This window comes from Sphingosinicella xenopeptidilytica, from assembly GCF_042676985.1.
Classification (GTDB): Bacteria; Pseudomonadota; Alphaproteobacteria; order Sphingomonadales; family Sphingomonadaceae; genus Sphingosinicella; species Sphingosinicella xenopeptidilytica.
The window spans coordinates 154,497-173,594 of record NZ_JBHTIK010000015.1 but is presented as its reverse complement, the minus strand read 5'-3'; the positions used below and the strand labels follow the sequence as shown (position 1 = coordinate 173,594).

At 64.0% G+C, this 19,098-nt stretch carries 19 protein-coding genes; 10 read left to right on the top strand and 9 right to left on the bottom strand.

Translation table 11 applies throughout. The annotated features are described in order from the left end of the window. Position 1: 1 nt before the first annotated feature. The 4 genes from ACFQ00_RS17590 to eno form a co-directional block, all read right to left on the bottom strand. Positions 2-1,384 carry a pyruvate dehydrogenase complex E1 component subunit beta gene (locus tag ACFQ00_RS17590; RefSeq protein ID WP_381493932.1) on the bottom strand — a complete coding sequence of 461 codons (1,383 nt, stop codon included), beginning with the start codon at positions 1,382-1,384 and terminating at the stop codon, positions 2-4. Next, positions 1,384-2,379 (bottom strand): pyruvate dehydrogenase (acetyl-transferring) E1 component subunit alpha, encoded by a 996-nt coding sequence (pdhA, locus tag ACFQ00_RS17585; RefSeq protein WP_381495254.1) that lies wholly within the window; start codon positions 2,377-2,379, stop codon positions 1,384-1,386. The genes ACFQ00_RS17590 and pdhA overlap by 1 nt, the downstream gene beginning before the upstream one ends. 204 nt (positions 2,380-2,583) lie before the next feature. Beyond that, positions 2,584-2,898 carry an FtsB family cell division protein gene (locus tag ACFQ00_RS17580; protein WP_374592946.1) on the bottom strand — a complete coding sequence of 105 codons (315 nt, stop codon included), beginning with the start codon at positions 2,896-2,898 and terminating at the stop codon, positions 2,584-2,586. 39 nt (positions 2,899-2,937) lie between these two features. After that, positions 2,938-4,218, bottom strand: a complete 1,281-nt coding sequence (gene eno / locus ACFQ00_RS17575) for a phosphopyruvate hydratase (protein WP_381493927.1) — start codon at positions 4,216-4,218, stop codon at positions 2,938-2,940. A gap of 177 nt (positions 4,219-4,395) precedes the next feature. Between eno and ACFQ00_RS17570 the strand changes: the two genes are divergently transcribed. The 3 genes from ACFQ00_RS17570 to ACFQ00_RS17560 are packed head-to-tail and all read left to right on the top strand — an operon-like array spanning position 4,396 to position 6,061. Continuing rightward, positions 4,396-4,824 (top strand): hypothetical protein, encoded by a 429-nt coding sequence (locus ACFQ00_RS17570; protein ID WP_381493925.1) that lies wholly within the window; start codon positions 4,396-4,398, stop codon positions 4,822-4,824. Between the two features lie 14 nt (positions 4,825-4,838). Then, positions 4,839-5,195, top strand: a complete 357-nt coding sequence (locus tag ACFQ00_RS17565; protein WP_381493922.1) for a phage holin family protein — start codon at positions 4,839-4,841, stop codon at positions 5,193-5,195. After that, positions 5,192-6,061: a hypothetical protein gene (locus ACFQ00_RS17560; RefSeq protein WP_381493920.1), complete on the top strand. Its 870-nt coding sequence runs from the start codon at positions 5,192-5,194 to the stop codon at positions 6,059-6,061. The genes ACFQ00_RS17565 and ACFQ00_RS17560 overlap by 4 nt, the downstream gene beginning before the upstream one ends. Here the strand turns inward: ACFQ00_RS17560 and ACFQ00_RS17555 are convergent. Then, positions 6,058-7,008, bottom strand: coding sequence for a DUF2336 domain-containing protein (locus ACFQ00_RS17555; RefSeq protein ID WP_381493917.1), 951 nt, complete (start codon positions 7,006-7,008; stop codon positions 6,058-6,060). The genes ACFQ00_RS17560 and ACFQ00_RS17555 overlap by 4 nt on opposite strands. A gap of 91 nt (positions 7,009-7,099) precedes the next feature. Between ACFQ00_RS17555 and ACFQ00_RS17550 the strand changes: the two genes are divergently transcribed. Genes ACFQ00_RS17550 through ACFQ00_RS17535 form a run of 4 tightly spaced genes read left to right on the top strand, consistent with a single transcriptional unit; the run spans position 7,100 to position 8,951 of the window. After that, on the top strand, positions 7,100-7,483 hold the full coding sequence (locus ACFQ00_RS17550) for a c-type cytochrome (RefSeq protein ID WP_381493914.1): 384 nt from the start codon (positions 7,100-7,102) through the stop codon (positions 7,481-7,483). 29 nt (positions 7,484-7,512) lie between these two features. After that, positions 7,513-8,136, top strand: coding sequence for an MlaC/ttg2D family ABC transporter substrate-binding protein (locus ACFQ00_RS17545; RefSeq protein WP_381493911.1), 624 nt, complete (start codon positions 7,513-7,515; stop codon positions 8,134-8,136). After that, complete coding sequence (locus ACFQ00_RS17540) at positions 8,133-8,702, top strand: gamma carbonic anhydrase family protein (RefSeq protein ID WP_381493908.1); 570 nt, start codon at positions 8,133-8,135, stop codon at positions 8,700-8,702. The genes ACFQ00_RS17545 and ACFQ00_RS17540 overlap by 4 nt, the downstream gene beginning before the upstream one ends. A 9-nt stretch (positions 8,703-8,711) precedes the next feature. Further along, the gene (locus ACFQ00_RS17535) at positions 8,712-8,951 is read left to right on the top strand and encodes a DUF4170 domain-containing protein (RefSeq protein WP_381493905.1); all 240 of its coding nucleotides are present in this window, start codon (positions 8,712-8,714) and stop codon (positions 8,949-8,951) included. Here ACFQ00_RS17535 and ACFQ00_RS17530 read toward each other — a convergent pair. From ACFQ00_RS17530 to carA, 4 genes are all read right to left on the bottom strand, one after another. After that, positions 8,948-9,559 (bottom strand): rhomboid family intramembrane serine protease, encoded by a 612-nt coding sequence (locus ACFQ00_RS17530; RefSeq protein WP_381493902.1) that lies wholly within the window; start codon positions 9,557-9,559, stop codon positions 8,948-8,950. The genes ACFQ00_RS17535 and ACFQ00_RS17530 overlap by 4 nt on opposite strands. A 29-nt stretch (positions 9,560-9,588) precedes the next feature. Then, the gene (greA, locus tag ACFQ00_RS17525; protein WP_381493899.1) at positions 9,589-10,068 is read right to left on the bottom strand and encodes a transcription elongation factor GreA; all 480 of its coding nucleotides are present in this window, start codon (positions 10,066-10,068) and stop codon (positions 9,589-9,591) included. Between the two features lie 87 nt (positions 10,069-10,155). Beyond that, positions 10,156-13,401, bottom strand: a complete 3,246-nt coding sequence (carB, locus tag ACFQ00_RS17520) for a carbamoyl-phosphate synthase large subunit (RefSeq protein ID WP_381493896.1) — start codon at positions 13,399-13,401, stop codon at positions 10,156-10,158. A 5-nt stretch (positions 13,402-13,406) separates the two neighbouring features. Then, positions 13,407-14,579 carry a glutamine-hydrolyzing carbamoyl-phosphate synthase small subunit gene (gene carA / locus ACFQ00_RS17515; protein ID WP_381493893.1) on the bottom strand — a complete coding sequence of 391 codons (1,173 nt, stop codon included), beginning with the start codon at positions 14,577-14,579 and terminating at the stop codon, positions 13,407-13,409. A 138-nt stretch (positions 14,580-14,717) separates the two neighbouring features. Here carA and ACFQ00_RS17510 point away from each other — a divergent pair, with 138 nt between their 5' ends. From ACFQ00_RS17510 to rpoD, 3 genes are read left to right on the top strand one after another with little or no spacing between them, the layout of a single operon-like run. After that, on the top strand, positions 14,718-15,173 hold the full coding sequence (locus tag ACFQ00_RS17510; protein ID WP_381493890.1) for a GatB/YqeY domain-containing protein: 456 nt from the start codon (positions 14,718-14,720) through the stop codon (positions 15,171-15,173). Between the two features lie 10 nt (positions 15,174-15,183). Beyond that, a complete protein-coding gene (dnaG, locus tag ACFQ00_RS17505; RefSeq protein ID WP_381493887.1) occupies positions 15,184-17,055 on the top strand; it encodes a DNA primase in 1,872 nt (623 codons plus the stop codon). Continuing rightward, entirely contained in the window at positions 17,021-19,051 is a 2,031-nt protein-coding gene (gene rpoD / locus ACFQ00_RS17500) for an RNA polymerase sigma factor RpoD (RefSeq protein ID WP_381493885.1), read from the top strand. The genes dnaG and rpoD overlap by 35 nt, the downstream gene beginning before the upstream one ends. The last annotated feature ends 47 nt before the right edge of the window (positions 19,052-19,098 follow it).

Here is a 19,098-nt window from a genome sequence, read left to right as displayed (position 1 = left end):
TTCAGTCCTTGTAGGTAACGCGCTTGGCAGCGGCGACAACGTCAGCGGCTTTCACGAGGGCGGCTTTTTCGAGGTTCGCCGCATAGGGCAGCGGAACATCGACATTGGTAACGCGGAGGACGGGGGCATCGAGATCGTCGAAGCCTTGCTCCATCACACTCGCCATGATTTCCGAGGCGATCGAACACTGCGGCCAGCCTTCCTCGACGACGACCATGCGGTTCGTCTTCTTGAGGCTGGCGAGCACGGTGGCACGGTCGAGCGGGCGCAGGGTGCGAAGATCGACGACCTCGGCCTCGATCCCGTCCTCCGCCAGTGTCTTCGCCGCGTCGAGCGCAACGCCGACGCCGATCGAGTAAGAGACGATGGTGACATCACGCCCCTCGCGCGCGATCCGCGCCTTGCCGATGGGGAGAACATAATCCTCGACCTCGGGCACATCGAAGCTCTGGCCGTAAAGCAACTCGTTTTCGAGAAACACGACCGGATCGGGCGAACGGATCGCGGCCTTCAGCAGCCCCTTCGCGTCTGCCGCGCTGTATGGCGCGATCACGATGAGGCCGGGTACGCTCGCGTACCACGGGCCGTAGTTCTGGCTGTGCTGCGCGCCAACGCGCGACGCCGCGCCGTTGGGGCCGCGGAACACCATCGGGCAACGCATCTGGCCGCCCGACATGTAGTTCGTCTTGGCGGCCGAGTTCACGATGTGGTCGATCGCCTGCATAGCGAAATTAAAGGTCATGAACTCGACGATCGGCCGAAGCCCGCCCATCGCCGCCCCGGTGCCGACACCCGCGAAACCGTATTCGGTGATCGGCGTGTCGATGACGCGCGCCGGCCCGAACTCCTCGAGCAGGCCCTGCGTCACCTTGTAGGCGCCCTGGTACTCGGCGACCTCCTCACCCATCACGAAGACGCGGCTGTCAGTGCGCATCTCCTCGGCCATCGCATCGCGCAGTGCCTCGCGCACGGTCATGCGACGGAGGTTGGTTCCTGCCGGGATTTCCGGATCGTTCGCGATTTCCGGCTGCGGGGTCGGGATCGCCTTCGCGCCCGACGGGGCTTCGATCTTCTGCTCCGGCAGCGCTGCCGGTGCTTCTTCCTTGACGGCGGGCTTTTCGGCCTTGGCGGCAACTTCGCCTTCACCGTTGTCGATCACTGCGATCAGTGTACCGACCGCAACGCCGTCCGAACCCGCGGGCACGAGGATCTTCGAGAGGATGCCGCCCTCATCGGTTTCAAGCTCCATCGTCGCCTTGTCGGTCTCGATCTCGGCGATCACATCACCGGGCTTCACGTCGTCGCCTTCCTTCACCAGCCACTTGGCGAGCGTTCCCTCCTCCATCGTGGGAGACATGGCGGGTAGCTTGATCTCGATCGCCATTAGTAACTCCCCACCAGCACGTCGGTATACAGCTCGGAAAGCTCCGGCTCGGGCGCCTGCTCGGCGAAGTCGGCAGAATCGTTGACGATGGCCCGCACCTCCTTCTCGATATCCTTGAGCTTCGCTTCGTCCACGCCTGCCGCCAGCAGGTGCTTTTTCGCGGCCTCGATCGGATCGGACTTTTCGCGCATCGCCTGCACTTCCTCGCGCGACCGGTATTTCGCGGGGTCGGACATGGAATGGCCGCGATAGCGGTAGGTCTTCAGCTCGAGGAGCAGCGGGCCCTTGCCCGAGCGGACCCATTCGATGGCCATCTGGGCGGCACCACGCACTTCGAGCACATCCATGCCGTTCACCTGGATGCCTTCGATGCGGAAACTCTCGCCGCGACGGTAAAGCTGGTCTTCCGCGCTCGCGCGGTTGACGCTGGTGCCCATGGCGTACTGGTTGTTCTCGATCACATAAACCACGGGGAGCTTCCACAGCTCCGCCATGTTGAAGCTTTCGTACACTTGGCCCTGGTTCGCCGCGCCGTCGCCGAAATAGGTGAGGCAGACGTTGCCGTCGCCCTTGTACTTGTGTGCGAAAGCAAGCCCGGTGCCGAGCGGCACCTGCGCGGCAACGATGCCGTGGCCGCCGTAGAAGCCGTGCTCGACGCTGAACATGTGCATCGAGCCGCCCTTGCCCTTCGAAATGCCCGCGGCGCGACCGGTCAACTCCGCCATCACGGCGCGCGATTCGATGCCGCAGGCGAGCATGTGGCCGTGGTCCCGGTAACCGGTGATGACGCTGTCGCCGGCCTTGAGCGCGGACTGGAGGCCGACGACGACCGCTTCCTGTCCGATGTAGAGGTGGCAGAAGCCGCCAATCAGCCCCATGCCGTAAAGCTGGCCGGCCTTTTCTTCGAAACGGCGGATGAGCAGCATTTGGCGGTAGAAATCGAGGAGTTCGTCGACGCTGGCCTTGTAAGGGGAATAGTCGGGCAGACGGTCCAGCCCCTCGCGCGCTTCGGATTTGCGGTGCTGCGCTTCCGTTTTTGTTTTACGAGCGGCAGGTTTGGGCTTGGGCGCAGTTTTCGCCTCTTTGGTTCGCGCGGCGATAATCCCCTCCTCTGGTTCGCAGGGTAAAGTTTTTTACTTCACCGCCGCTATACGTGCGACCGCGTGTAAAGTTCAAGCGCGAGCGCGAACCTTGATCGCTTATTTGTCGAGACGGATGACGAACTCGTCTTCGCGGACGAGGCCCAGATTCTCGCGCACGAGCTCGTCGGCAAGGTCGGGATCGACCTTCGAGGGGCTGAGGAGCGCAACCTTGCGCTCAAGATCCGCCTTGCGCTTCGCGACCACGGCCGCTTCCTTCGCAAGACGCACCTCTTCGGCCTTGTAGCCGCCGAGCGCGAGAATGCCCGTATCGCCCGCAACCGCGTGCCATCCGAAGAACGCGACGAGGCCAATACACAGCGCGGGAAGCCACGCTGAGCGGATATAGGAGACAAGGCGGACGGGTTCGCTCACGTCCGCCTTTGAATCACGCGAATCCCAATGATTCAAGCGTTATTTTGCGCGGAGAATCGATCGACCCGCATATGTGGCAGCATCGCCCAGTTCCTCGGCGATGCGGATGAGCTGGTTGTACTTCGCGAGCCGGTCCGAACGCGCCATGCTGCCGGTCTTGATCTGGCCGCAGTTCGTCGCAACGGCGAGGTCGGCGATGGTCGCGTCCTCAGTCTCGCCCGAGCGGTGCGACATCACCGCCGTGTAGCGCGCGCGGTGCGCCGTGTTCACGGCTTCGAGCGTTTCGGAGAGCGTGCCAATCTGGTTAACTTTCACCAGAATGGAGTTCGCGGTGCCCTTTGCAATGCCGTCGCGAAGACGCGCCGGGTTCGTCACGAAGAGGTCGTCGCCAACGAGCTGGACACGGTTTCCGACGCGGTCGGTGAGCAGCTTCCAGCCGTCCCAATCGTCCTCGCCCATCCCGTCTTCGATCGAGATGATCGGGTAGCGGTCACAAAGGTTTGCAAGGAAGTCCACCATCTCGGCCGACGACAGCGACTTGCCCTCGCCCGTCATCTCGTACTTGCCGTTCTTGTGGAATTCGGTGGAGGCGCAGTCGAGCGCCAGCATCACCTCGTCACCCACCTTGAAACCGGCCTTTTCCACCGCGCCCATGATGAAGTCGAGCGCGGCTTCGGCGCTCGCCAGGTTCGGCGCGAAGCCGCCCTCGTCGCCGACGGCGGTCGCGAGCCCTTTGTCGTGCAGCGACTTCTTCAGCGTGTGGAAGATCTCCGCACCCCAGCGCAGCCCCTCGCCGAAGCTCTCGGCGCCGACCGGCATGATCATGAATTCCTGAAAATCGATCGGGTTGTCGGCGTGTGCACCACCATTCAGGATGTTCATCATCGGCACCGGCAGTACGCTCGCCGAGACGCCACCGACATAGCGGTAGAGCGGAAGTCCGCGCGAATCCGCTGCTGCCTTTGCTGCCGCGAGGCTGACGCCGAGAATGGCGTTGGCGCCGAGCCGCGCCTTGTTCGGCGTGCCATCGAGTGCGATCAGCGTGCTATCAAGTTCGAGCTGGTCTTCGGCGTCCATGCCGAGCAGGGCATCCTGAATTTCACCATCAACGGCGGCGCACGCCTTCTCGACGCCCTTGCCGAGCCAGCGACTCTTGTCGCCGTCGCGAAGCTCCACCGCCTCATAGGCCCCCGTCGAGGCGCCCGAGGGTACGGCTGCACGGCCGAAAGCGCCATCCTCCAGCGTCACCTCGACCTCCACGGTGGGATTGCCGCGGCTGTCGAGAATCTGTCTGGCGTGGATGTCGATGATCGCGGTCATGGCGTCGCTCCGGCTGGTGAAAATATCGTTCGTGCGCGCTCTTAATCAGCCTCGGCGCGTGGGGCAACGCCGCTTGTTCGGCCATTGTCGCAATGCCGCCTTGTTTTTGCCCACGACGGAACCAACATCCTGTTCTATTGTTCTATTACAGCCCCCGTAAGCCCGAAAGGAATTGGCATGTCCGACACTCTCCCCGCGCCTGCTGCTGCCGATCCAGTTGCCGCGAAAACGGACCGGCTGGCCACGATCAAGGCTGAAGCCAGCAAGTTCAAGACCGAAGCCTCGACGAAGGCGCGCAGCGCTGCCGAGGAAGGCAAGACCCGCGCCGCCGAAACGCTTGGCAGTGTCTCGAATGTCACGCGCGAAGCCGCCGACAAGCTGAAAGGCACGCAGGCGGAGCCGCTCGCGAACATCATCAATTCAGCCGCCGATTCGGTGGAATCCTTCGCGCAGCGGATGCGCGAGAAGACGGTCGACGACATCATCGACGACACGCGTGAAATGGTGCGCCGTTCGCCGGTGCTGGTGATCGCCGCCGCGGCCGCTGCCGGCTTCATCATCTCGCGCTTCTTCAAAGCCAGCCGCAACGACGACGCCCAAGCCTGAGAGGACCAACAGGGGTGGCCGATCAGGACGTAAAGATCTCCGATCTCTTCGAGCGCCTTGTCGACGAAGGCGGCGATCTGCTGCAGGCGGAAGTTCGTATTGCCGAAGCGAAGATCGCACGACGGCTCCAGCTTGCGCGGTTGCCGCTCGGTTTGCTCAGCGCCTCGGTCGCGTTGGCGTTCGTGGCGCTGATGGGGATTGCGACGGCGCTCGTCGTGTTGCTCGGGCCCCATGTCGGTTTCTTCCTTGCGGTGGTGATCGTTACGGTGATCGCCGCGGGAGCGTCGTGGCTGCTGTTTGTTGAAGGACGCAAGCGCCTTGAGATTGTGGTCGAGCCCCCATCCCTGCTGCGCCACCGGAGCGAAACGTGAACGACAAGACCGTCGATACGGCCCTTTATGAAGCGGAAGCCGCCGAGGCGCGGCGGAGGATCGCGCTGACCGTCGGCGAGATCCGGCACCGGCTCGATCCCCGCACGATCGCAAACGAGGCGATCGATGCGGCGACTGAACGGGGGGCAGAACTGGTTGCACGCGGCCGCCAGGCAGCGCGCGACAATCTTGGCGCGATCTCCATCGTCGGCGCACTTGCCGGCATGGTGGCGGGCGCGCGGCACCATCGGAAAAGCAGAAAGGCAACCGCCATGAGCGAGTACGAAGATGACTTCGGCAACGAAGCGCCGGGCAAGGACCGGCTGGAAAGCGTGAAGCAGACCGTGCAGCAGGCGCGCGAAACGGTGACGCACAAGGCACAGGCTGCACGCGAGGTTGCAGGCGAAAAGTTCGCTTCCGCGCGCCAACATGCCAATGACGCCTGGGAAACCGCGCGCGAACGTGCTGCGGACTACTCGGAGCGTGCGAAGGAGCAGGCTGCTAGAGCGCGCGAACGCACCGCAGAAAGCGTTGACCAGAACCCGCTCACTGCCGTGCTTGCGGGCGCTGCACTCGGCGCCATCATCGGCGCTCTGCTCCCGCGCAGCAGCGGCGAGAACCGCGCCATCGGCCCTGTTCGCGATAAGCTTGCATCGACGGCGCGTACGGCGGCCCGGGTCGCGCGCACGGCCGGCGAAGCGAAGCTTGCCGAGCTCGGCATCAAGGAAGCCGCAAAGCTGCGTTTCAGCGAGATCAAGGAAGGTGCAGCCGAGGTCGCGAAGTCTGCGACATCCGCCGTTCGCGGCAAGGGCAAGACCGTGAACGGTAGCAGTGCCGAAGATGAAGGCCCTGCCGAACTCGCCTAGGCGGCAGCCGGTACCACTTCGTCGATTTCCGACGGTACGAGCCCGACTTCGCGCAGCATCCGCCGCGCGGAGTCTGGCTGATCGAAGGCTTCGACGACAAGGCCGTACCGAAGCCCGGTGAGGCGCGAGACGACCGCCTGCATCAGTTCGCGATCACCGAGCCGCCCCGCCCGTATGACGAGCGAGGGCTGCAGCTTTCCGGCGGCGTGCAGCTGATCGACCATAGCAATGAGGTCGAGCACGTCCGTTTCGCCGCCGCCGAGTATGAACGCCGCGCCTTCGGAAACCTGCGAAAGCCCCTTCGCGAACTGTTGGAAGCGGTCGCCCTCCCCGGCCATGCGCGCCCGGAGGCGACTGGAAACCAGTGCAACGAGCCGTTCCGCGATGGCAAGCGGCAGCGATGGGCGATCGGCGAGCGGCATCGCCACAGCCTCTTCATCGCCGAAGCGTTCGACGGCACGCGCCATCGCCGCTTCCGCGATGTCCGCACCGGCGTTGGCGGCAAGCGTCGACACCGCCCGCACCTCGGCATGTTCGACGATCGCCGCGGCAACCGGCTCCCGCACTATGGGCCGCGCCGCGATGGCGACGCGGTGGTCTTCGCTCCTCGATTTCACGATTTCGACCAGCATGTCGTCGTCGAGAAGGTCGCTCGCCTTCAGGATCGGCTCGGCGACTTCGATGACGTCGTGCGCCATGCGCAGCGCCACATCCTGCGGAATATCCGTGCTTGAAGCGATGGTCTGCGCCAGCGCCTTGCGCACCTCCACCTCCACGTCGTGGGCGATCGCGCGCACGATATCGTCCGCGATTCCGCGTTCGCGGTCGCCGAACAGGCGCTGCGTGTAGCTGTGCCCGAGCTTCAGTGCGAGCGCGCGGCGGGCATCAGGATTCGCGTTCTCCTGCAGCCGTTCGACGTCGGCAAGAGAGGGCAGAAGCGGGTCCATCCCTTTACAATAGCCCGAAAAACATTACCGATTAATCGCCGATTCACAGGGGATCGCGCATTCCATACGCATGGAAAAGAAAGCTACCCACATGAAAACATGCGCGCTCAAGCTGGTTGCCCTCTCAGCTTTCGTTGTGCTGATTTCCGGTCCGGCGGCGGCTGCCGATGGAGCGCAACTGTTCAAGAGCCGCTGCGGTATCTGCCACTGGGACCCGGCGCAGGCAGGTGAAAAGCCGCGTCAGGGGCCATCGCTCAAGAAGCTGATCGGGCGCACTGCGGGCAGCGAAAAGAGCTTCCCGCGCTATTCGCCGGCGATGAAGAAAGCCGGTTTCACGTGGACTGCAGACAAGCTCGACACATATCTCGACAATCCCCGCAAGGTGGTTCCGGGAACCTCGATGGCCTTTGTCGGGTTGAAGAAGCCTGACGAGCGCAAGGCGGTCGTCGATTATCTCTTGAAGGCGTCGCGCTAAGCGTACGCCGAACGGACGGAGTTCTATCAATGTTCATTCGCGCGATTGCGATTCTTCTTGCCTCGGCCGCCGTTGCCACGCCCGCTGTCAGCCTTGCGGCGCAAACAACAGCGCCTGCCGACAACGGCAAGGCTGCCGGCGTCTTCATTGCCGACCTCTCCCAGCGCGCCTATGCCGTGCTGCGCGACAAGTCGAACGACAAGAATGACGTTCGCACCAAGTTCCGCGCCCTCCTCAAGGAGAACTTCGCGGTGACCGACATCGGCAACCGCCTTATCCGCCGCCATGTGCGGACGATCAGCAAGCAGCAGTATCAGGCCTATCAGGTGGCGTTCCCGAACTACGTGGTCGATACTTACACGGACAACCTGTTCGAGTTCGCGGACAGCGAGCTCAAGGTTCTCCGCACGGTACCCCGCGGCACGCGTGGGACCATCGACGTTTATGCCCGCGTCATCCGCAAGAACGGCGCACAGCCGATCGATTCGATCTGGACCGTGAAGAAGAACGAAAGCGGCAAGTATGTTGTCGACAACCTCACGGTGGCCGGCGTGAATCTGTCGCTCACGCAGGAGGCCGATTTCACGGCCTATATCCAGAAAAACGGCTTCGATGCGCTCGTTCAGTTCATGAGGGACCGCAAGTCCGCATGACATCCGTCCTCGACTGTGAAGCTGCGGCCTTCATCCATCCGTCGGCGCAGCTTTACGGTCGCGTTTGTGTCGAGGAAGGCGCCTCGGTCTGGTGCAATGCGGTCATGCGATCGGAGGCGGAGCACATCCGCATCGGGCGCTTCACGAACATCCAGGATTTCGTGATGATCCACGCCGAGCCGGGCCGCGCGGTGGAGATCGGCGACTATTGCTCCATCACCCACCACGCGACGATCCATGGCTGCAAGCTCGGCAACAATGTGCTCGTCGGCGTGAACGCCACGATTTTCAACGATGCCGTGATCGGCGACAACAGCATCGTCGGCCAGCACGCCTTCGTGCGCGACGGCACCGAGGTGCCGCCGAACAGCATCGTCGTCGGCTCCCCGGCCAAAGTGATCCGCACACATAACAGCTGGATCGCGAACCGGATGAATGCGTTCATTTATCACCGCAACGCACTGGCCTATGCGAAGGGCGACCACAGGGCGTGGGAGGGGACGGATTTCGAACGCTGGGTCGGTGCGACGCTGGAACGCTTGCAGCGCGAGTTCGAGGCGCTATAGCGCACTTGCATGGACCAGACCGAAAAACAGAAACTCCACCTCGTGTTCGGCGGACGCGTCGCAGATCCGCGCGGGCTCGAATTCGAAGACCTCTCCGCACTCGACATTGTCGGCATCTTCCCGGACTTCAGGAGCGCGGAAAACGCGTGGCGTGCCAATGCGCAGCGCACGGTGGACGATGCGGCGATGAAGTACGTCGTCGTGCACCTGCACCGGCTGCTGGAGCCCGACGCCGACCCTTCAGCTTAGCGTAACCGCTTCGCTATGGCGGCGCGCGCGAGCGGCAGCGCCGTGATCAGGCCCGCCACGAAGCCGCCGATGTGCGCGCCGATCGCGATGCCGCCGCCATCCGTATTGAGCACGAGCCCGGTTGCAACCTGCAGGCCGATCCAGAGCGCCGCGAGTTGCAGCGCGCGCGTGAACTCACCCTTCCCGCCCGAACGCCCGAAAATCATCGCGTGCGCGGCGAATACGCCCGAGATCGCCCCGCTGGCGCCCACAACCGGGATCGGCGAGCCGGGATCGAGCGCGACCTGAACGAGCCCGCCCGCAATGCCCGAGACGAAGAACAGCAGCAGGTAGCGCCAGCGCCCGAGCACAGCCTCCACAAAACGGCCGATCCAGGCAAGGAACAGCATGTTGAAGCCAAGGTGTGCCCAGCTTCCATGCAGGAAGATCGAAGAGACGAGCGTCGCCGGGGCCGGGATCGCGTGATCGAGGATGAGGCTGCCGCCGATCCGCGCCGGGATCAGCCCGCCGCCCATGCTGATCGCCATCTCGAAAGCCGGGCCGCCCAGCGTTACCGCGAGCTGGATCAACACGCAGGCGATGATGATCGCGCGGGTCGCGAGATCCACGCGTTCAGCTTCCACCCGCTTTTCGCCTTTCAGATGAAGTTGAGCTTGGCGATCTCGTAGTACCTGTCGCCGGAGGGGGTCGAAACTTCGACCTCCTCACCGACGCGGCGCCCGATAAGTGCGCGGCCGAGCGGGGACGTGTACGAGATGCGGCCCTGCTTGGCATCGGCCTCGTAGGGCCCCACGATCTGGTAGACGACGGGCTTGTCGTCCTCGTCGAGGAGATCGACGGTCGCGCCGAACACCACCTTGTCGCCCGAAAGCGTCGTCGGATCGATCACCTGCGCACGCGCGAGCTGGTCCTCCAGCTCGATGATCTGCGCTTCGATCTGACCCTGGCGTTCCTTCGCGGCGTGATATTCGGCGTTTTCCGAAAGGTCGCCGTGCGCGCGCGCCTCCTCGATGGCCTGCACCACCTCGGGACGGTCCACCGTCTTCAGCTTTTGCAGCTCGGTCTGCATTCTTGCATGACCGGACGGAAGGATCGGAAGCTTTTCAAGCGTCGCCATGTTCTTAACCCACTCCTCAGCCTACTCCCCCGGCAAACCGGCCCTCCGCCGGAAAATCCGCCGTCTCTTCGCCAGAACTGTCGGGGATCAGGTATCGAGATCAGAATAGTAAGATTGCAGCGAGCGGACTGCAAGGGGTTGTTGACGCATCGCCCGGATGGCCATCACCGTCGCCAGCGATTCCGCCGCCGTCGTATAGTACGGAATCTTGCCGTAAAGCGCCGATGCGCGGATCGATTGCGAGTCCTTCAGGCTCTGTGCGCCTTCGGTGGTGTTGAAGATGAGGTCGATGTCGCCGTCCTTGATCCGGTCGACGATGTGCGGCCGCCCTTCGAGTACCTTGTTGACCGGCTCCACCGCGATCCCCTGCTCTGCAAGGTAGCTCGCCGTGCCCGAGGTCGCGACGATGCGGAAGCCGAGATCGATCAGGCTCTTCGCAGCCGTCAGGATCACCGGCTTGTCCGTGTCCTTCACCGAAACGAAGACCGTGCCGCTGTCGGGCAGCGTCGTCCCCGCGCCAAGCTGGCTCTTGGCGAAGGCGGTGGCGAAATCGGCGTCGATGCCCATCACCTCGCCCGTCGACTTCATCTCCGGCCCAAGGATCGGGTCCACACCGGGGAAGCGCGCGAACGGGAATACGGCCTCTTTCACGGCGATATACGGAATGTCGCGGTTGATCGGCCCGAACGACGCCAGCGGCTCGCCCGCCATCACGCGCGCGGCAATCTTGGCGATCGGCCGCCCGATCGCCTTGGCAACGAACGGCACCGTGCGGCTGGCGCGGGGGTTCACCTCGATGAGGTACACGGCGCCGTCCTTCACGGCGTACTGCACGTTCATCAGGCCCTTGACCTTCAGCGCCTTTGCGAGCGCCACGGTCTGCCGCTCGATCTCGGCCACGACCTCGTCGGAGAGGCTGTAGGGCGGCAGCGAGCAGGCGCTGTCGCCGGAATGGACGCCGGCTTCCTCGATGTGCTGAAGCACGCCCGCAACGACGACATCCGTGCCGTCTGACAGGGCATCGACGTCGACCTCGACGGCATCGCGGAGATACTGGTCGACGAGCACCGGCGATGAGCCGGACACCTTCACCGCCGTCGCGATGTAGGTTTCGAGCTGCGTCTGGTTCTCCACGACCTCCATCGCGCGGCCACCGAGCACGTAGGATGGGCGCAGCAATACCGGATAGCCGATGCGGTCGGCCTCGCGGATCGCCTCTTCAAGGCTGCGCGCAAGACCGTTCGAGGGCTGCTTGAGACCCAGGTCGCCGACAAGCTTCGCGAAGCGCTCGCGATCCTCGGCAAGGTCGATGGCGTCGGGCGAGGTGCCGAGGATCGGGATGCCCGCATCCTCCAGCCCCTGCGCGAGTTTCAGCGGCGTCTGCCCGCCGAACTGCACGATCACGCCCGCGAGCGTGCCGTTCGACATCTCGACGTTCAGGATTTCGAGCACGTCTTCGGTGGTCAGCGGCTCGAAATAGAGGCGGTCCGACGTGTCGTAGTCGGTCGAAACCGTTTCCGGGTTGCAGTTGACCATGATGGTCTCGTAGCCCGCCTCGTCGAGCGCGAAGCAGGCGTGGCAGCAGCAATAGTCGAACTCGATGCCCTGTCCGATCCGGTTCGGTCCGCCGCCCAGGATGACGACCTTCTTCGCGTCCGTAGGCTGGCTTTCGTCCTCGGGTGCACCAAAGCTCGGCGCCTCGTAGGTCGAATACATATAGGGCGTCTTCGCCTCGAACTCCGCGGCGCACGTGTCGATGCGCTTGAACACTGGGCGGACGCCAAGGCCCCGGCGCTGCTCTGCGACCGCCGCTTCATGCCAGCCGACAAGCGTCGCCAGCCGCGCATCCGAAAAGCCCATCGCTTTCAGCGCGCGGAAATCGTCAGCGCCTTTCGGTAGACCGTTTTCGCGAACCTTTTCCTCGGCGTCCACGATCTCGCGGATGCGCGCAATGAACCAGGGGTCGTAAGCGGAAAGCCGGTGGATATCAGCGTCCGAAATGCCGCGACGGATCGCCTCGGCAACGACGAGCAGCCGGTCCGGCGTCGCAAGCGCAAGCGCCGCTTCCACCTCGTCGTTGCCCGCACCCGCCAGCGCCTCGACCTCGTCGAAGCCGGTCAGCCCGGTTTCGAGCCCCCGCAGCGCCTTCTGCATACTTTCGTGGATCGAGCGGCCGATCGCCATCACCTCGCCCACGGACTTCATCGCGGTCGTTAGCGTGTTTGCCGCTCCCTTGAACTTCTCGAACGCGAAGCGCGGGATCTTGGTGACGACATAGTCGATCGTCGGCTCGAAGCTCGCGGGCGTCGCACCGGTGATGTCGTTCTCGATCTCGTCGAGCGTGTATCCCACGGCAAGCTTCGCCGCGACCTTGGCGATCGGGAAGCCAGTCGCCTTCGAGGCGAGCGCCGAGGAGCGCGACACGCGCGGGTTCATCTCGATGACGACGAGACGGCCGTCCTTCGGGTTGACCGCGAACTGGACGTTCGAACCGCCTGTTTCCACGCCGATTTCACGCAGAACCGCGATGCTCGCGTTCCGCATGATCTGGTATTCCTTGTCGGTCAGCGTCAGCGCCGGGGCGACGGTGATGCTGTCGCCCGTGTGAACGCCCATCGGGTCTACGTTCTCGATCGAGCAGATGATGATGGCGTTGTCGTTCCGGTCGCGGACGACTTCCATCTCATACTCTTTCCAGCCGAGCAGCGATTCCTCGATCAGCACCTCGGTGGTCGGGCTGGCATCGAGCCCGCCGCGCACGATGTCTTCGAACTCCTTGCGGTTATAGGCGACGCCGCCGCCCGTGCCGCCCATCGTGAAGCTGGGGCGGATGATGGAGGGAAGGCCCGTGCGCTCCAGCACCTCGAAGGCCTCGTCGAGCGTATGCGCGATGCCCGAACGCGCGCTTTCCAACCCGATCTTGTCCATCGCCTCGCGGAACTTCAGGCGGTCCTCAGCCTTGTCGATGGCTTCGGCATCGGCACCGATCAGTTCGACGCCGTATTTTTCAAGCGTCCCGTCGCGCGCCAGCGCCAGCGCCGTATTCAGCGCCGTCTGCCCGCCCATCGTCGGCAGCACGGCGTCAGGCCGTTCCTTCTCGATGATCTTGGCGACCATCTCGGGCGTGATCGGCTCCACATAGGTCGCGTCCGCCATGTCCGGGTCGGTCATGATCGTGGCGGGGTTCGAGTTCACCAGAATGATCCGGTAACCCTCCTCGCGCAGCGCCTTGCACGCCTGCGTACCCGAATAATCAAACTCGCACGCCTGCCCGATGACAATAGGGCCCGCGCCGATGATGAGGATGGAGGAGATGTCCGTGCGTTTGGGCATGGTTTTTACTTCAGTCCCTTCACGAACTTCTGAAACAGGTAAAAGCTGTCCTGCGGGCCGGGGCTGGCCTCGGGGTGGTATTGCACGGAAAATGCCGACTTGTCGGTGAGTTCGAGGCCGCAGTTGGAGCCGTCGAACAGCGAGACGTGCGTGGCGCGCGCGTTCGCGGGAAGCGTGTCCGCATCCACCGCGAAGCCGTGGTTCATGCTGGTGATCTCGACGAGACCGTCGGACAGGCGCTTCACCGGGTGGTTCGCCCCGCGGTGGCCCTGGTGCATCTTCGCGGTCTTCGCGCCCACGGCGAGGCCGAGGAGCTGGTGGCCGAGGCAAATGCCGAAGATCGGCACGTTCGCATCGAGCAGCCTGCGGATCACCGGCACGGCATATTCGCCGGTCGCAGCGGGGTCGCCGGGGCCGTTCGAGAGGAAGACGCCGTCCGGACGCAGCGCCATCACCTCTTCGAATGTCGCGCTCGCGGGCACGACTGTCACGCTCGCGCCCGCTGCAGTAAGGTTGCGCAGGATGTTGTTCTTGGCACCGTAATCGATGGCGACGACGTGCGGCCTGCCACCTTCTGCGCCTGGGCCGGCGCCTTCGCCATAGCCCTGCCCAAGCTGCCACGGCCCGCCGGACCAGTCCTGCCGCGCATCGCGCGTCACGTCCTTGGCAAGGTCCATGCCTTCAAGACCCGGCCACGCCTTCGCCTCGGCGAGCAGCGCGTCGAGGTCAAATGTGCCGGAGGGGCTGTGCGCGATCACCGCGTTCGGCGCGCCGAGTTGGCGGATGCGGCGCGTCAGCGCGCGCGTGTCGACACCTGACAGGCCCACCCGCCCCTTGCGCTTCATCCAGGCGTCGAAACCTTCGAGGCTGCGGAAGTTGCTCGGCGCCGTCACATCCTGCCGCACCACGCAGCCGACGGCAGCAGGCGTGTCCGCCTCGATGTCCTCGGGGTTGGTGCCGACGTTGCCGATGTGCGGGAAGGTGAAGGTGACGATCTGTCCAGCGTAGGAGGGATCGGTCATCACCTCCTGATAGCCGGTCATCGCGGTGTTGAAGCAAACCTCGCCGACGGCATGACCCTCGGCGCCGAAACCGCGCCCCCAGATCACCGTGCCGTCCGCGAGAATCAATACCCCCGTGGCTCCTTTGGGTGCGCGCGCGGGTTTGGCGTCGGACACGTGGTCTGGCCCCTTCGACTCTGGTTTCGTGCTTTGTGGCTAAGGCGCCTAGCTATTGGCGAGGGTCCGGAGCGTCAATCTATTCTTTTGCCTTTTTGGCGGCTAGACGGACCCCTTGCTCTTAAAGGGAAGAAAAGCATGATTCGCGACGACATCAAGGCGGCGCAGGTGGCAGCCATGAAGGCCGGCGAGAAGGAACGGCTGGCGGCCGTGCGCCTGATCCTCGCGAAGCTGAAGGACCGCGATATCGAGCTGCGCGTCGCGAAATCCGTGCCCGACGATGACGTCATCGTCGTCGATGTGCTGCAGAAAATGGGCAAGCAGCGCCGCGAATCCATCACCATGTTCGAGCAGGGCGGCCGCGACGAGCTCGCCGCGCAGGAAAAGGCGGAGCTTGCCGTCATCGAATCCTTCCTCCCCGCCATGATGGGCCCGGATGAAGTGAAAGCCGCCGTCGCCGCCATCGTCACCGAGATCGGCGCTGCCGGACCCAAGGACATGGGCCGCGTCATGGCCGAGGTGAAAGCGCGTCACGCCGGGCAGATCGATATGAGCACGGTCAGCGGAGTCGTCAAAGCCGCGCTGGCGGGATAGCCCTGCCCTCATGTCCATCCCCCCGCAATTCCTCGACGAGATCAGGAGCCGGGTGAGCCTGTCGTCCGTCGTGGCGCGGCGGGTGAAGCTGCTCAAGGCCGGGCGGGAAATGAAGGGCTGCTGCCCCTTCCACAACGAGAAGAGCCCGAGCTTCTACGTCAACGACGACAAGGCCTTCTATCACTGCTTCGGCTGTGGCGCGCACGGCGACGTCATCCGCTTCGTCGTAGAACAGGAAGGCCTCAGCTTCAGGGACGCCGTGGCCGGCCTCGCGGCGGAAGCCGGGCTGGATTTGCCCGAGGAGAACCCGGAGGCGCGCGCGAAAGCGAAAGCCGCTGCAGGACTTCATGACGTCACCGCCGCCGCGAACGACTGGTTCGGCAAGCAGCTTTCCGGCCTCGGCGGAGGGGATGCGCGCGCCTATATCGAGAAGCGGGGTCTGAAACCTGCGACCGTGGCCGCGTTCGGCCTGGGCTTCGCACCCGACAGCCGCGGCGCGCTCAAGGCCGCGCTCGGCGACATCGACATCCGCAAGCTCATCGAGGTCGGTCTCGTCATCGAAGCCGAGGGCCGCGAGCCTTACGATCGCTTCCGGGGCCGCTTGATGTTCCCCATTCGCGATCCGCGCGGGCGCATCGTCGGTTTCGGCGGGCGCATCATCGGTGCGGGCGAACCCAAGTATCTGAACTCGCCCGACACGCCGCTCTTCGACAAGGGGCGCCTGCTCTACAACCTCGACAAGGCTGGTCCCGCCGCGCGCAAATCGGGGCGCATCGTCGTCGTCGAAGGCTATATGGACGTGATCGGTCTCGCGCAGGTGGGCTTCGCGGAGGCCGTCGCGCCGATGGGCACCGCACTCACCGAAGACCAGATGAAGCTCTTGTGGCGCGTCGCGCCGGAGCCTGTGCTGTGCTTCGACGGCGATGCTGCCGGGCGCCGCGCGGCGATCCGGGCCGCGATGCGCGCCCTCCCCCTGCTGGAACCGGGGAAGTCGCTACGCTTCGTCACCATGCCGCAGGGGCAGGACCCGGATGATTTCGCAAAGGCGCGCGGTCTTGCCGCGTTCACGGAGCTTGTGAACGGTGCGGCGAGCCTGATCGATACGCTCTGGAAAGCGGAGACCGAAGGCGTCGACACCGCCACGCCCGAACGCCGTGCCGCCGTCCGCCAGCGCCTGTTCGAACACGCGCACGCGATCGAAAACCAGACCGTCGCCTCGCTCTATCAAAGCGAGTTCCGCGAACGCTTCGATGCGATGTTCCGCGCTCGGCGTGAGAGCCGCTTCATGCCCGCGGTTCGCGGCGCATCGAGCGCGGCGAAGGCGCGGCTCATGCTCTCGCCAGCAGAGATCGAAACCCGCGCCGTCGTCGTCGGCCTGCTCACCCACCCGCACCTCGCCGACGTCCACGGCGAGGCCATATCGCATCTGCACATAGGCGAGCCGCAGCTCGATCGCCTCAGATCGGCGATTTTCTCCGCGATTTCGCGCAATCACGATCTTGACAAAGAGGCGCTGGCACACGACCTAGCGGCACAAGGGCTCGGTCAGTACGCGGACGACCTGAGGCGTATGAATCGCCTCGACTTTAGCTTCACGCGACCCCGGACGCCCGCCGCGATTGCGGATCAGGACTTGGCATGTGTTGTGGGCCACCTTATGGCGCTGCAACGCATTGATGAGGATTTGGCGGATCTGCGCGCGCGCTATGATTCCCTGGTCCAGTCGGAATTCGAGGAACAACAACGGCTTCGCGCTGAAAAGGCGCGGGTCGAACGCGAACTAATCGATTTGGCCGAGGCGCGTCGGGGGGACGAAGCGCCGACGCCCGCAAAGGAACGGAACCTGGATGGCGACCAAAGCACCGGCGAAGCCCAAGGGTAAGGACGAGAACGGCGAGGCCGACGGCGCGCCGCTCATCGACATGAACGATGCGTCGATCAAGAAGTTGGTCGCGAAGGCGAAGAAGCGTGGCTGGCTGACGTATGACGAGCTGAACGCGGCGCTGCCGCAGGACCAGATGTCGTCCGAGCAGATCGAGGACGTGATGTCCGCGCTCTCCGAGATGGGCATTAACCTCACCGAGAGCGAGGACGCCGGCGATGACGAGCCGGAGGCCGAAGCCGAAGCGGAGGACGACGCCGACGAGATGGACGGCGACGACAAGCCGACGCTGCACGTCATCGAGAAGAAGAAAGAGGTGCTGGACCGCACCGACGACCCCGTGCGCATGTACCTGCGCGAGATGGGCGCGGTGGAGCTGCTGTCGCGCGAGGGCGAGATCGCCATCGCCAAGCGCATCGAGGCGGGCCGCAACACGATGATCGAGGGGCTTTGCGAAAGCCCCCTCACCTTCACATCGATGATCGCGTGGTCCGAAGCGCTGAACGCGGGCGAGATGCAGCTTCGCGAAATCCTCGACCTTGATGCCATGCTCAACAGCGGGCCTTCGGACGAGCAGGTCGAGAACGATAGCGATTCCGATCTGCCGAGCGGCGTCGAGCTCAAGGACGACGACGAGCCCGAAGCCGAACCCGAAAAGGGCGGTGACGAGGAAGACGAATACACCGAGAAGCGCGCCAAGCCGCAGCAGGAAGAGGAAGACGAGGAGAACACGCTCTCCCTCGCGCAGATGGAAGAGCAGCTGAAGCCGCAGGCGCTTGAGCAGTTCGCCGAGATCACCTCGCTCTACAAGCGCTTCCTGAAACTGCAGGAAGGCCGACTTGAAGCGCTCAACTCCGGCGAGGAGTTTCCGCAGGCGCAGGAAAAGAAGTATCAGGGCCTGCGCGAGGAGCTGACCCTGAAGGTCGCTGCCGTGCACTTCCACAACGCCAAGATCGAGTTCCTCGTCGATCAGCTCTACAGCTACAACCGCCAGCTGATGACGCTCGGCGGCAACATGCTGCGCCTTGCCGAACGCTACCGCATCAACCGCAAGGTGTTCCTCGACGAATACATGGGCAGCGAGCTCGACGAGAGTTGGCTCGACCGCGTGTCGCGCATGGACGACAAGTGGGCCAATTTCGCACAGAGCGAGCGCGGCACAGTAGAGAAGATCCGCTCCGATATCGCCGATATCGCGCAGCAGACGGGCGTGGAGCTCGGCGAGTTCCGCCGCATCGTCAACATGGTGCAGAAGGGCGAACGCGAAGCGCGTATCGCCAAGAAGGAGATGGTGGAAGCGAACCTTCGCCTCGTCATTTCCATTGCCAAGAAGTACACGAACCGCGGCCTGCAATTCCTTGATCTTATTCAGGAAGGCAACATCGGCCTGATGAAGGCGGTGGACAAGTTCGAGTACCGGCGCGGCTACAAGTTCTCCACCTACGCGACGTGGTGGATTCGGCAGGCGATCACCCGCAGCATCGCGGATCAGGCAAGAACGATCCGCATCCCGGTGCACATGATCGAAACGATCAACAAGCTGGTCCGTACCAGCCGCCAGATTCTCCACGAAATCGGCCGCGAGCCGACGCCGGAGGAACTCGCCGAGCGTCTCTCGATGCCGCTCGACAAGGTCCGCAAGGTCATGAAGATCGCCAAGGAGCCGATCTCCCTCGAAACGCCGATCGGCGACGAGGAAGACAGCCATCTCGGCGATTTCATCGAGGACAAGAACGCCGTGATCCCGGTGGATGCAGCGATCCATGCCAACCTCAAGGAAACGGTGACGCGCGTTCTCGCCAGCCTCACCCCGCGCGAAGAACGCGTGCTTCGTATGCGTTTCGGTATCGGTATGAACACCGATCACACGCTCGAAGAGGTCGGCCAGCAGTTCTCGGTCACGCGCGAGCGCATCCGCCAGATCGAGGCGAAGGCGCTCCGGAAGCTGAAGCACCCGACGCGCAGCCGCAAAATGCGGAGCTTCCTCGATACCTGAGGCATTCTGGTTCATGCCGCTTTAAGCAAAACCGGATTAAACGGCGG

What these genes read in the sequence shown, in the direction of transcription:
- ACFQ00_RS17510 (WP_381493890.1), top strand. Translation starts at nt 14,718, where the DNA reads ATGATTCGCGACGACATCAAGGCGGCGCAGGTGGCAGCCATGAAGGCC.
- rpoD (WP_381493885.1), top strand. Translation starts at nt 17,021, where the DNA reads ATGGCGACCAAAGCACCGGCGAAGCCCAAGGGTAAGGACGAGAACGGC.
- ACFQ00_RS17550 (WP_381493914.1), top strand. Translation starts at nt 7,100, where the DNA reads ATGAAAACATGCGCGCTCAAGCTGGTTGCCCTCTCAGCTTTCGTTGTG.
- dnaG (WP_381493887.1), top strand. Translation starts at nt 15,184, where the DNA reads ATGTCCATCCCCCCGCAATTCCTCGACGAGATCAGGAGCCGGGTGAGC.
- greA (WP_381493899.1), bottom strand. Translation starts at nt 10,068, where the DNA reads ATGGCGACGCTTGAAAAGCTTCCGATCCTTCCGTCCGGTCATGCAAGA.
- ACFQ00_RS17540 (WP_381493908.1), top strand. Translation starts at nt 8,133, where the DNA reads ATGACATCCGTCCTCGACTGTGAAGCTGCGGCCTTCATCCATCCGTCG.
- ACFQ00_RS17535 (WP_381493905.1), top strand. Translation starts at nt 8,712, where the DNA reads ATGGACCAGACCGAAAAACAGAAACTCCACCTCGTGTTCGGCGGACGC.
- ACFQ00_RS17570 (WP_381493925.1), top strand. Translation starts at nt 4,396, where the DNA reads ATGTCCGACACTCTCCCCGCGCCTGCTGCTGCCGATCCAGTTGCCGCG.
- eno (WP_381493927.1), bottom strand. Translation starts at nt 4,218, where the DNA reads ATGACCGCGATCATCGACATCCACGCCAGACAGATTCTCGACAGCCGC.
- ACFQ00_RS17555 (WP_381493917.1), bottom strand. Translation starts at nt 7,008, where the DNA reads ATGGACCCGCTTCTGCCCTCTCTTGCCGACGTCGAACGGCTGCAGGAG.
- carB (WP_381493896.1), bottom strand. Translation starts at nt 13,401, where the DNA reads ATGCCCAAACGCACGGACATCTCCTCCATCCTCATCATCGGCGCGGGC.
- ACFQ00_RS17545 (WP_381493911.1), top strand. Translation starts at nt 7,513, where the DNA reads ATGTTCATTCGCGCGATTGCGATTCTTCTTGCCTCGGCCGCCGTTGCC.
- ACFQ00_RS17590 (WP_381493932.1), bottom strand. Translation starts at nt 1,384, where the DNA reads ATGGCGATCGAGATCAAGCTACCCGCCATGTCTCCCACGATGGAGGAG.